Origin of the sequence: Pseudomonas sp. T1.Ur (assembly GCF_023516725.1) — a bacterium.
Classification (GTDB): domain Bacteria; phylum Pseudomonadota; class Gammaproteobacteria; order Pseudomonadales; family Pseudomonadaceae; genus Aquipseudomonas; species Aquipseudomonas alvandae.
Genome location: NZ_JAMGSN010000001.1, coordinates 3,053,805 through 3,065,497 on the forward strand (window position 1 = coordinate 3,053,805; position 11,693 = coordinate 3,065,497).

An 11,693-nucleotide genomic window follows, 5' to 3' on the forward strand; every position below is an offset into this window, starting at 1 on the left:
GTGCTTGTGACGGCTGTCGCACGCCATTAGATTAGCCAATGATCGATGGCCTCCAAAATAAGCAGAAGGGATAAGCATGGCAGTGACTGATCAGTCCACCCACGTGCGCGACGGTGAAGAACTCGATGCCAACCTGATCGACCCGTACCTCAAGGCCCACATTCCTGGCTTGACCGGTACGCCGGTGATCAGCCAGTTTCCCGGTGGTGCGTCGAACCTGACGTACCTGCTGGAATACCCCGAACAGGAGTTCGTCCTGCGCCGGCCACCGTTCGGCCACAAGGCCAAATCGGCCCACGACATGGGCCGTGAGTTCCGCATCCTCAATCAACTGCGCGAAGGTTTCCCGTACTGCCCGAAAGCCTACGTGCACTGCACCGAGGAGTCGGTGATGGGTGCCGAGTTCTACGTGATGGAACGGGTCAAGGGCATCATCCTGCGCGCCGAGCTGCCGCCGGAACTGGGCTTCGACGCCGCCCGCACCGAAGCACTGTGCAAGAGTTTCATTGACCGGCTCGTCGAGCTGCACCGCGTCGACTACAACGCTTGCGGCCTCGCCGACCTGGGCAAGCCCGAAGGTTACGTGGCGCGGCAGATCCGTGGCTGGAGCGAGCGCTACGAAAAAGCCTTGACCCCCGATGCGCCCAAGTGGGAGACGGTCAAGGCCTGGCTCAACGACAAGATGCCCGCCGATCATCCGACGTCGAGCATCGTCCACAACGACTACCGCTTCGACAACGTGATCCTCGACCCGGACAACCCGATGCAGATCATCGGTGTGCTGGATTGGGAACTGACCACCCTCGGCGATCCGCTGATGGACCTGGGTAACAGCCTGGCCTACTGGATCGAGGCCAACGACCCGGCACCGGTGCAACTGATGCGCCGTCAGCCAAGCCACGCGCCGGGCATGCTGACCCGCCGCGAATTCGTCGACTACTACGCCGAGCGCGCCGGGATCCGTATCGACAACTTCGACTTCTACTACACCTACGGACTGTTCCGCCTGGCCGGTATTGTCCAGCAGATCTACTACCGCTTCTTCCATGGCCAGACCCAGGACAAACGCTTCGCGCAGTTCGTTCAGATGAACAAACTGCTGGAGCAGATGAGCCTGCAGGTCATCAGCAAATCCACGCTCTGAGCGCACCTATAACAAGGAAACAGCATGTCCAAGACCCAGTTGTTCGACCTCGACGGTAAAATCGCCTTCGTTTCCGGCGCCAGCCGTGGCATCGGCGAAGCCATCGCCAAACTGCTGGCCCAGCAAGGCGCCCATGTGATCGTGTCCAGCCGCAAGCTCGACGGTTGCCAGCACGTCGCCGACGCGATTATCGCCGCTGGCGGCAAGGCCACCGCCATTGCCTGCCACATCGGCGAGATGGAGCAGATCAGCCAGGTGTTCGCCGGCATCCGCGAACAGTTCGGGCGCCTGGACATCCTGGTGAACAACGCGGCTACCAACCCGCAGTTCTGCAACGTGCTGGACACCGATCTCGGTGCGTTCCAGAAAACCGTGGACGTGAACATCCGCGGCTACTTCTTCATGTCGGTGGAAGCCGGCAAGCTGATGCGCGAAAACGGCGGCGGCAGCATCATCAACGTGGCGTCGATCAACGGCATCTCGCCGGGGATCTTCCAGGGCATTTATTCGGTGACCAAGGCGGCGGTGATCAACATGACCAAGGTCTTCGCCAAGGAATGCGCGCAGTTCGGTATCCGGTGCAACGCCCTGTTGCCGGGCCTGACCGACACCAAGTTCGCCTCGGCGCTGGTGAAGAACGACGCCATCCTGAAAACCGCCCTGGCGCAGATCCCCCTCAAGCGCGTGGCCGACCCGAGCGAAATGGCCGGCGCGGTGTTGTACCTGGCCAGTGATGCGTCGAGCTACACCACAGGCGTGGCGCTGAATGTGGATGGTGGGTTCCTGTCCTGACAGCAGGCGCATGGCAGACCTGAGAGTGCCCCTGTGGGAGCGAGCTTGCTCGCGATAGCGGTGGGTCAGCCAATACTTGTGTGACTGATACAGCGCTATCGCGAGCAAGCTCGCTCCCGCAGGGGGATCTTCAGTGATCGCCAAAATGAATATTTATTCTACTATTTGCAATTAGCGAATATTTATTCCATAAAGAGCCCTTCTGACAATAAAAACTCAAAGGGCTCTTCTCATGCGTGAACTCGGCATCGGTCTGATTGGCACCGGCTTCATGGGCCGCGCCCATGCCTTGGCATTCCACAATGCCAAAGCGGTGTTCGACCTTCCCCTGAACCTGACATTGGCCGCCCTGGCCGACGCCGATCCCCAGCGTGCCCGCCAGTGCGCCCAGAGCTGGGGGTTCGAAACGGCCCACAGCGATTGGCAACGGTTGATTGATGACCCGAAGGTTCACGTGGTCGCCATCACGACACCCAACCATTTGCATTTCCCGATGGCCATGGCCGCGCTGGCGGCGGGCAAACCGGTGTATTGCGAAAAGCCTCTTGCGGTCTCACTGGAGCAGGCCGAGCAGATGCGCCAGGCGGCCAAGGCTGCGGGCGTGGTGACACGGGTCGGCTACAACTACCAGCACAACCCGATCATCCAGCTGGCGCGGGAAATGATCCATCGTGGGGAGCTGGGGCGCATTGTCAGTTTCCAGGGCGAATTCAGTGAAGACTTCATGGCCGACCCGACCTCACCCTGGTCGTGGCGTTGCGAGGCCGAGCATGCCGGTGGCGCGCTGGCGGACCTGGGCAGCCATTTGCTGGCCATGGCCCGGCATCTGTTGGGCGATGTCGAGGCGGTGTGCGCCGACAGCCAGACCGTTCACAACCAACGCCCTGCCAGCGTCGGCAATACCGAACAACGCGCGATCGCGGTGGATGATCAGGTCCACGCACTGTTGCGTTTCGCCAGCGGCGCCCGGGGCACGGTGAGCAGCAGTTGGCTCAAGCACGGCTACAAGAACCACCTGAGTTTCGAGATCAGCGGCACCCTCGGCACCCTGGCGTTCGATCAGGAGCGGCTGAACGAACTGCGCGTGTGCCGCGCCGGCCAGGCGGGTTTCCAGCGACTGCTGGCCGGCCCGGATTTGCCCGGCTACGCCGCCTTCAGCCCAGCCGCCGGGCACCAGTTGGGGTACAACGAGTTGAAGACCTTGGAGGTGCAGGAATTGATCATGGCGCTGGCCGGCAAAGGCGCCAGCGGGACGGACTTCGAAGAGGCCTGGGAAGTGGAGCGGCTGGCGGCGGCGATTCGCGTAGCGGCGCGTGAGGAGCGTTGGGTGGCAGTGCAGAAATGATGAAACCGGCTCCCCCTGAGCAGGAGCTGTGTAGGAGCTCTTCTGTAGAAACTGTGTAGGAGCTGTGTAGGAGCTGCCGAGTGCAACGAGGCTGCGATCTTTTCCAAAGACACCTTGAATCTAAAGATCAAGATCAAGATCAAAAGATCGCAGGCTTCGCCAGCTCCTACAGAGCCCAGCGGGAGCAAGCTCCCTCGCCACGGTGCTCAGTCTTGAGCTTTTAGCTCAGCCAACCGTCCCGCCAACGCCTTGGCCTGGCTCGCCACATCAGTCACAGCGGTACTTTCCCACCACATCCCCCGCAGTGGCGGGCCCATGGCGAACAGGCGCTCGGCAGGGTTGCCTTGGGCGTCCAACACTGCGCCGTCGGGACGGGCGGCGATGCCCAACGCTAGCGGGCCGGGCTGGACCAAACCTCGCGCCAACAACTGCTGCGGCAACGGTCGCGCAACGCGACGCCAGTCATACTCAATGCCGCTGGAGTTGATCAACGCGGCGCCCTGTACCACTTCCAGTCCAGCCTCGCCCCGTCGGCGAATGTTGACCGCCACCGATCCTTCGCCAGACGATACAAGCCCCTTGTACGACGCCGCCTGAATCCGCAACCGCCCTTCCCCATGCAGGCGCGCCACCAGTTCCGCGCTCAACGGCGGCGAGCGATGGTGATGGCTTTCCCACCACGGCCGCACATGCCGCACGAACTGCCGGCGCTGCACATCGCTGGCCTGGTTCCATAAACGCCCGATATGGGCGCGCACCGTGTCCAGCGGCGCCTGCCAATCGATGCCCTGGGCTTGGGCCTGACGGCATTGTTCCCGCAGGGCGCGCATCAACTGGCGGGGCGAACGCAGGCTGGGATCTTCGGCGAGGAAATCCACCCAGGCCGGTGGCTGGCGGCGTACATGGGGTAGCAGGCCATGGCGGGAAAACACTTCGATCGGCCCGCGATGCCCGGCCTGTTCCAGGGACACCACGGCATCGACCATGGTCAGCCCCGAGCCGATGATCAGCACCGTGGACTGCGGATCGAGCTGGCGCATGGCGGCCACGTCCCAGGGATCGAGGGCTGCGGCGTTCAAGCCGCTGGATTCGGTCTGCGGGGTGCGCGCCGCCGGGAACATGCCGGTGGCCAGCACAGCGAAACGGCCACGCAAGACCTGGCCGTCGCCGAGCGTCACCATCACGCCACCGTCGACAAGCCGCAGGTCCACGGCTTCCCCCCGCACATGCTCGGCGGTCGAACCGTTCTGTGCGCCCGATTCGCGCGCTTCGGCCAGGCGTTGCTGTACGTAGAGGCCAAACATTCCTCGGGGCGGGAACAGCTCGCTGATCGGCACGTGTTGCTGATCCGACTCGGGCCAGCCGCCGGCCGCGATGAACGCGGTGAGCCATTGGGTCAAATCGTCGGCGTTGTCCGGGTCGACGCTCATGCGGGCCCCGTTTCCATTCAAGGTATGGCCCAGTTCCACGGCACTGTAGGCCTCGCCCCGGCCCAACTCGCTACGCGGCTCGACAATCAGCACCTCGCGCCGGCCCGGCAGGCGCAGTAACTGCGCGGCCAGCATGGCACCGCTCAGGCCGCCACCGATGATCAGGATATCGACTTCGCGGATGAGGCCGCTGCCCTGTTGCTCCAGCGCTGTGTCCATACCGCTCTCCCCAGGCATCAAATCACCACGTTGCGTACGAATCTCGCCGCCACCGAGCCATCGTTGCGATAGGCATGGGGCTGGTTGCTGGCGAACATGAAGAACTCACCGACGCCTATGCGGCGCTCTTCGCTGCCCAGCAGCAACGTCAGGCAGCCTTCGAATACATAAAGTTGTTCGCTCCATCCATCTGCGTCGCACTCGGAATGGTAATGCTCGCCTGGCTCCAGCCGCCATTCCCAGAGTTCTACCTCACGGCTGGCGGTGGCCTTGGCGAGCAACACAGCTTTGCTGCCTGGGATCACACCGGCCCAGACCAGCTCGTTGATGCGGCTCGGGTCGCGGGCTTCGGGGGCCTGGATCAAATCGCTGAAGGCGACATCAAGGGCTTCGGCGACCCGGTCCAGGGTCGTCAGGCTGACGTTCTTTTCGCCAGCCTCGATGGCCACCAGCATTCGCCGGCTGACCCCCGACCGCTCGGCCAGCGCCGTCTGGCTGAGCTCGGCGGCATGCCGCAGACGACGGACATTCTGGCTGACGTGTTGCAGGACGGAGGCCCGCTGACCGGATTCTTTGTGCACTATATTGCTCACATGGCTGGGTTGCGCATTATACTGCCCAACTTCGGGCGCATTGTGCGTCCGCCTCAAGTGGCGCGCAAGGTCATGGCATCGGTGAATTCCCCGCAAGCTTCCTCCCGTTTCTCAAGGTTCAGCAAGGCCGAATGCGTGCTGGTGCTGATTACCATGATCTGGGGCGGGACTTTCCTGTTGGTGCAGCGCGCCATGACCGTCAGCGGCCCGATGTTTTTCGTCGGCCTGCGCTTCGCCGCGGCGGCCGCGTTTGTCGCGTTGTTCTCTTGGCGGCACCTGCGGGACCTGACGCTGTTCGAACTCAAGGCTGGATGTTTCATTGGCATGGCGATCATGCTCGGCTATGGCCTGCAGACCGTTGGCCTGCAAACCATCCCCAGCAGCCAGTCGGCGTTCATCACAGCACTTTACGTGCCGTTCGTGCCGTTACTGCAATGGCTGGTGCTGGGCCGCCGGCCCGGACTGATGCCAAGCATCGGCATCATGCTGGCGTTCACCGGGCTGATGCTGGTGTCGGGCCCGGCCGGGGCCTCGCTGAACTTCAGCCCCGGTGAAATCGCCACGCTGATCAGCGCTATTGCGATTGCCGCCGAAATCATCCTGATCAGCGCCTATGCCGGCCAGGTCGATGTGCGCCGGGTGACCGTGGTGCAACTGGCGAGCACGGCGGTGCTGGCCTTCCTGATGGTGGTGCCGACCCAGGAAAAGATCCCGGATTTTTCCATGTTGCTGCTGGTCAGCGCCGTCGGCCTGGGCGCCGCCAGCGCAGCGATCCAGGTGGCGATGAACTGGGCGCAAAAAAGCGTCTCGCCGACCCGCGCCACGTTGATCTATGCCGGCGAACCGGTGTGGGCCGGCATTGCCGGGCGCCTGGCTGGCGAGCGGCTGCCGGCTGTTGCATTGTTCGGCGCGGCGCTGATCGTGGCGGCGGTGATTGTCAGTGAGCTGAAGACTCGGAACAAAGCGGTTGTCGAGGTGGATGAGGTGCTTGAGCGGGAGCAGTGAGGCCGGGGGCGTTTGAACCGGTGTAGGAGCTGACGAGTGCAACGAGGCTGCGATCTTTCCCCAGACACTTGAATCCCAAGCGAAAGATCAAAAGATCGTCCGAACGCGGCCCGAGCCTTCGGCAGCTCACACAGGCCCAACGGGAGCAAGCTCCCTCGCCACGGGTTATCTGTATGGCGTGCTATCTCCTGACTGGCATTACCCAAGCGCTTTCAATCACGCGCTTCGGCGGTCGTTGAACGCGACATAGAGCGGTTCCAATCCCGAATCCTGAGGAAACACCACGACATAATCATCGAATCGAACGTCTTCGATGAAATCAAAGGATGCCAATGTCGGCACCGGTGAAGAGTGAATAAGACCGGCAGAATCGAGTCGACTTTGCTCGGACGCAACCGGCGGCGCCAAGCTCTCCGCACGGGTCCATTCAATCACTCGGGCGTGCGGGCCGTCCGTGGTGAAGCGAAAAGCCCGTCCAGTTTCATCCCAAACCGCCAGCCTCACGCGCACCTTGGACGGCAACACACCCGTGGCAGGCGTGATGTAGATCTGAAGAAGCTCACGTATTTCTTTCAGGCCCCTGAAGTGGCTGCCGGGTTTTGCCGCGACGGTGGCGGTGCTCATTCGCAACGGCAACGCCACCTCGCCCTGCTGTGCGGCAAGGGCTTGCCAGTCCTGTTCGATTGCAAAGATCTCGGCCAGCGCCACACACAGGCCAAAACGCACCTCTTTGGTTCGACTGACAAAATCAAAACTCAGGACCTCGGCATATTGCCCGGCGTGGCCCTGCTCTGGATGCGTCATCAACCAATTGAACTCGGCGACGGCTGAACGAATGGATTTCTGCAAGTCCACCCGCTGACTGGTTCTTAGCGGCGGCGCGTCGCTTAGCAGCAGGTTCGGACGCCCCATATCCTGGATAGCTGACATGCGAAACAACACCGAGCCGTTGTCCTGCCCGCGTAACCGCATCAGTCGCTGCGAGGAACGCTCCAGTACCGCTTCAGCGGCGGCATGAAGAACGGCATGGCGCTGGGCGATCGAGGACAAACGCGCAAGATAGCGGCCATGATTGGCAGTGGCCTGCCGTGCATTCGCTTGCCAGAGCGCCTGGTCGGCTTTGTTATAGGTGAGATCACGCTGGGCGCCACTCAAGGCGAACTCGACACGCATTTTATGCCGCTCGAACGTGCTAACGGCCATGACCACTTCGTGTTGTGCCTGCTCCAATTGCCGCATCCCCTGCTTGAGTGCATCCAGTGTCAGCTCTGCCTCGGGTTGGTTTTGTCGTTGCCGGGTCGCAAGCTCCAGCTGGGTAAAGGCTTTTTCAACCGTCTGGTCTGCGGCGGTGATGTCCGAGGCCAACCGCTGTGCATTGGCAAGCTCGCGCTTGGCCCTTGCCGTCGCGTGTTGCGCCATGCTCAAGCGAGGCGCGGGCTTGGCCGGGGCAGGCAGTACCCCACCCTTGAAGGGAATAACGTTCTTTTTGAAATGCCACTGTTTTATGAAGTGGATAATCATGTCCGGGGCGTTCGTATAGCCGGTGTCCTCGGGGTAAAACAGCAGGTCCGCGCCTTTGGGGTGCCCGACAATTCGATCGAAATGGTTGATGAGTCGGTCATGCTCTTCTTTGCCCACGTCGACATTCCAGATTTTTCCTACGAACGCCTGAAACTCGGTTTCAGTGTAATCCTGGAGTTTGGGTTTAAGTTCCATCTATGGTTTTTCCTTGTTTGAACATGCATGCTCGGTAACGCACCTGCTCGATTGGTCGAGCAGGGGCGTACACGGGGCTTGATCTATTCGGTTCGAAGCCGGGTTTGTAAAAACTCAGATTCGTTACAGCCTAAATTTTTTCCTGAAGATTTAAGCGCTGCGGAAAAAGTGATGCAACGCACTCATCACCTGATCAAAGGTGCCCTTTATCTATCAAAGTGAAGACCAAGGTCTTCACTCTCATATCCTGGGTGTATTGAAAAATAACCTTTTTACCCGGATACCGTTCTGGGTCCAATGGGTACGAATCCCACCCCCCCGTCATCCCTATCGGAACTGGCATTTTGGTTGGGCCTCTCGATGCCATCGGCTTCCCGAAAATGACATGAACATCAGACTGCGTCATTTGTGCCATATAGAGAGCAGGGAGCTCGCCTTTATACTCCTTCGTCGAAGGTGTAGTTCGTATGAGGGTAACGAAAAGCGTCTCGAGCCTCCTCGTCTCCCGCCAGAACTCCATCTCTATACCCGGCTCCGTCTCAAGCCCAAGTCGATCATCTCCTTCAAACATTTCGGTCAACGATTGATCGGGCAGTATGCCCTCGCTTACCAATACCTCATGCTGACTTCCCATACGTTCAATAAGCACTTCAAGTTCAGCAACTCTCATCAATACCATCCTTGTTTTTTATGCAGTTCATGCAACGATTTCAGGGCGGCATCTATATCTGACTCTGACGCTCCAGACTCAATAAGCCCCAGCTTAAGTGCTGTCAAATTACTGTTCACCGCCGCCTCCAGATCTGAAGCGTCGTTCATGCTTTTCTCAACACTGTTGCGCCCACCATATGTCTCACTGAATTTCTGATGAACACTCGAAGGAATAGCAATACACGGCGCCCTTCGGATGGCGTCCCGAATTTCGGAGGTGTTCATACCTTCATGGTTCAGATCTATATAGGCCCTCAACGCCTTCCTAGACGGTATGTGATCAATATCCAACCCATCCCCTCTGCTTCGACCACTGAGTTCGTTATACGGCCCTACCTCCAACGGTTCCACTGGAGGGCCGACAAACACCAACCCCGGCGAAGGCAGTTCCATGTCCGCCGGATACCCCGGCATATTGGCACCGGTTTGCCCCGGATCAACAGCCGGAAACGTCTCGTTTTCCGGTAGGACCGGGATGACAGGATTGCCGGGATATACCGACGAGAGTGGCGGTGTGATCGGTGAGGTGGTCGGGCCAAGCTGTTCGATGCCCGGTGGTACCAGAGGTGTCCGGGTCCCTTTGCCGATGGGAGGCGCGGGCCAGGGGATGACGGCCGGTACGATGCCCGGCCTGCCCAGCAGGCTGTTTGGGGTGGTGATGCTGATGCGGTCGAGGTTGAACGGGTTTTCGCCCAGCTCGACCCGTTCCTGGTAACGCAGTTCGAATTCACGACGCTGGCCTACCCACGTGCTTTTCGGCGCGTAGGGCGCAAAACCTCGTTCGATGCGTTTTTGGTTGATTTCATCTGCGTTGCCCGACACCGACAGCGCTGGGTGCTCGGCGAGGGTGCGCCACAGTGCCTGGTCGAAGGCACTGAAGGACTTTATCGTCTGCGCCCGCATCTGCTGGCCGACTTGCTCGGGAATGGCCGCGCCCTGGGGCTGGCTGGCCGTGCTCCACCAATCATTGGCAGCCGGCTTGCCGGCGCCCGCGACGATGCCCGAGCCCAGGGGTGGCAAATCGAAGGAGAAATAGGTCGGCGGCAACCCAGGCACGCAGACGATGCAGTCTTGAATGCGCAGGTCCGCGTTCGCCGGAAGGGTCTCGACTTGTGGCGCCATGAGCATCAGCACTGGCGGGCTTGTCGGGGCGGTGTGTGGGACCGCGTCAGTGGCGAACTGGAGTTGCCGGGGTACAACGCCAGGAACTTCGGCGTTATAGAGGCCGGTCAGAGGGTCCAGGACTGCATTGATGACCGGAACCTGAGCGCTGATTGCCCCGCCGGTATTGGCGACGTGGATCGTGGTGCCTTCGGATACGGTTTCAGGTTTGAGCCGGTGCGGCATTAGCATCGAGCCACCTGCATCGGCAACTGACCTCAGCCTCTGCTCGTCTGCCAGACCCAGTGCCTGGGCCGGTACGCCAACGCCTTGAAACAGTCGCCGACGTTGCTCGACGGTAAGCTCTCCGTTGCCCAGAGGGGTGGTGTGTGTCGCCAGTGCGATAAATAAACCTGGCCCCTTCAAGGCAATGCTCTTTAACTCACCGAGCATTTCCACGGCCGACTGGACAGCCTTGTCCAATACCGCCGTGTCTTGTCGAGGCACAAACACGGTCCCCTGGCTCAACACCATCCCGCCTGCTGTCAACGAAGCGGCGGGCACACTCACGGTATGGACTTGCCTGAGCCTTTCTAGCCGGAGGTTTTCATCAACCTGCTGTTTGAAGCGAATACGCGCTGCCCGTTGTTCGGCGTATTGACGCTGGCGCTCCCAGACGGCTTCCCGCTCACGCCAAACCACCGTCAGTTCGGCATGGTGCCGGGACAGCGCGTTGGATTTTTCGCTCAGGGCCTTGATCTGCTCGGACAGCAGTCGCGCCTCTTGGGCTGCGGTGTAAGCCTGTTCCCAGAGTCGGTGGCCGGCGTCGAGCGCTGGGCCGAACTGGTCCAGTCGCGCTCGATAGTCGTTCGCCGAACGGGTAAGTGGATCCTGTCCGTCGAAAACGCGGGCGGCGCTATTTTTTGCCTTGAGTTCCGTGGTCTTACGGGCGATCAGCCCGTCGATTTCGCTTTTCTCCTTGGTGATGAGGTAAAGCTGCCAGCGTTCGGTCGAGTTCGAGACGGGCGGCCGTTTTGCGGCGGAAATTTCCTTTTGAAGGGACGCGTCGAGTTGTTGCTTTTTGCCCGCGAAGCTCCGATCCACCTCAGCCCGGGTGCTGGTGTGGCGTTGCACCATAGTCGCCAGCGCTTGTTGACGTGCCTGGGCGCGCGCTTGCTCCTGGGCCGTGGCCGCAGCCTGGGCCTTTTCCGCGTCTACCTTTGCCTGGGCTTCTCGCTGAGCCTTCAGCTGCTCGTATCTGGCTCTCGCCCTGGCTTTACGCCGTCGTCTGCTGCGCCTGCTGCCCGAGCCACCAAACCCGCCTGAAAAGCCGCCGCTTCCAATCTGGAAACCGCCACCTGAAGCCGTTGGCCCAGGGCTGATGACTACTGTTCCATCTGATCCATCGTTAAGTGTTTGCTGTGCCATACAGATCTCCTTTTCTGTATGGCGCAGCATGGCGATGGAGCGATGTTCAGGTGCGGTACATAAGTACCGCACCTGGATTCTGTTTTTGAGCTAAGAGCGCTTCGATATCCGTGACCAATCCCCGCAGCCCGCCACTGACCGAAACAAACCTAAACAGGAAAAATCCGTCTACCTTGTAGGATTCTGCGACACCCTCGCGGTTGGTGATC

Annotated in this window: 9 protein-coding genes; 4 read left to right on the forward strand and 5 right to left on the reverse strand. The window is 60.6% G+C overall.

What is annotated here, in order from left to right:
- Positions 1 to 76: 76 nt before the first annotated feature.
- The 3 genes from M8Q45_RS13475 (at position 77) to M8Q45_RS13485 (ending at position 3,281) form a co-directional block, all read left to right on the forward strand.
- A complete protein-coding gene (locus M8Q45_RS13475; protein WP_249875160.1) occupies positions 77 to 1,144 on the forward strand; it encodes a phosphotransferase family protein in 1,068 nt (355 codons plus the stop codon).
- Between the two features lie 24 nt (positions 1,145 to 1,168).
- The gene (locus M8Q45_RS13480; RefSeq protein ID WP_003180553.1) at positions 1,169 to 1,936 is read left to right on the forward strand and encodes an SDR family oxidoreductase; all 768 of its coding nucleotides are present in this window, start codon (positions 1,169 to 1,171) and stop codon (positions 1,934 to 1,936) included.
- Between the two features lie 232 nt (positions 1,937 to 2,168).
- Positions 2,169 to 3,281 (forward strand): Gfo/Idh/MocA family protein, encoded by a 1,113-nt coding sequence (locus tag M8Q45_RS13485; RefSeq protein ID WP_249875161.1) that lies wholly within the window; start codon positions 2,169 to 2,171, stop codon positions 3,279 to 3,281.
- Positions 3,282 to 3,487: 206 nt separating this feature from the next.
- Here M8Q45_RS13485 and M8Q45_RS13490 read toward each other — a convergent pair whose 3' ends face one another.
- Both M8Q45_RS13490 and M8Q45_RS13495 read right to left on the reverse strand, forming a co-directional pair.
- On the reverse strand, positions 3,488 to 4,930 hold the full coding sequence (locus M8Q45_RS13490; RefSeq protein ID WP_249875162.1) for an FAD/NAD(P)-binding protein: 1,443 nt from the start codon (positions 4,928 to 4,930) through the stop codon (positions 3,488 to 3,490).
- A gap of 17 nt (positions 4,931 to 4,947) precedes the next feature.
- A complete protein-coding gene (locus M8Q45_RS13495; protein ID WP_249875163.1) occupies positions 4,948 to 5,511 on the reverse strand; it encodes a helix-turn-helix domain-containing protein in 564 nt (187 codons plus the stop codon).
- 12 nt (positions 5,512 to 5,523) lie between these two features.
- Here M8Q45_RS13495 and M8Q45_RS13500 point away from each other — a divergent pair, with 12 nt between their 5' ends.
- Positions 5,524 to 6,528, forward strand: coding sequence for a DMT family transporter (locus M8Q45_RS13500; RefSeq protein ID WP_249877325.1), 1,005 nt, complete (start codon positions 5,524 to 5,526; stop codon positions 6,526 to 6,528).
- Positions 6,529 to 6,744: 216 nt separating this feature from the next.
- On the opposite strand, the gene M8Q45_RS13505 is transcribed toward M8Q45_RS13500, so the two are convergent.
- From M8Q45_RS13505 to M8Q45_RS13515, 3 genes are all read right to left on the reverse strand, one after another.
- On the reverse strand, positions 6,745 to 8,244 hold the full coding sequence (locus tag M8Q45_RS13505; RefSeq protein WP_249875164.1) for an S-type pyocin domain-containing protein: 1,500 nt from the start codon (positions 8,242 to 8,244) through the stop codon (positions 6,745 to 6,747).
- A 193-nt stretch (positions 8,245 to 8,437) separates the two neighbouring features.
- Positions 8,438 to 8,914 (reverse strand): DUF6392 family protein, encoded by a 477-nt coding sequence (locus tag M8Q45_RS13510; RefSeq protein ID WP_249875165.1) that lies wholly within the window; start codon positions 8,912 to 8,914, stop codon positions 8,438 to 8,440.
- Positions 8,914 to 11,484, reverse strand: coding sequence for a pyocin-S2/colicin E7-DNase domain-containing protein (locus tag M8Q45_RS13515; RefSeq protein ID WP_249875166.1), 2,571 nt, complete (start codon positions 11,482 to 11,484; stop codon positions 8,914 to 8,916). The genes M8Q45_RS13510 and M8Q45_RS13515 overlap by 1 nt, the downstream gene beginning before the upstream one ends.
- Positions 11,485 to 11,693: the final 209 nt, after the last annotated feature.

Coding starts and splice junctions, on each gene's coding strand:
- M8Q45_RS13475 (WP_249875160.1), top strand. CDS start 77: ATGGCAGTGACTGATCAGTCCACCCACGTGCGCGACGGTGAAGAACTC.
- M8Q45_RS13480 (WP_003180553.1), top strand. CDS start 1,169: ATGTCCAAGACCCAGTTGTTCGACCTCGACGGTAAAATCGCCTTCGTT.
- M8Q45_RS13485 (WP_249875161.1), top strand. CDS start 2,169: ATGCGTGAACTCGGCATCGGTCTGATTGGCACCGGCTTCATGGGCCGC.
- M8Q45_RS13490 (WP_249875162.1), bottom strand. CDS start 4,930: ATGGACACAGCGCTGGAGCAACAGGGCAGCGGCCTCATCCGCGAAGTC.
- M8Q45_RS13500 (WP_249877325.1), top strand. CDS start 5,524: ATGGCTGGGTTGCGCATTATACTGCCCAACTTCGGGCGCATTGTGCGT.
- M8Q45_RS13505 (WP_249875164.1), bottom strand. CDS start 8,244: ATGGAACTTAAACCCAAACTCCAGGATTACACTGAAACCGAGTTTCAG.
- M8Q45_RS13510 (WP_249875165.1), bottom strand. CDS start 8,914: ATGAGAGTTGCTGAACTTGAAGTGCTTATTGAACGTATGGGAAGTCAG.
- M8Q45_RS13515 (WP_249875166.1), bottom strand. CDS start 11,484: ATGGCACAGCAAACACTTAACGATGGATCAGATGGAACAGTAGTCATC.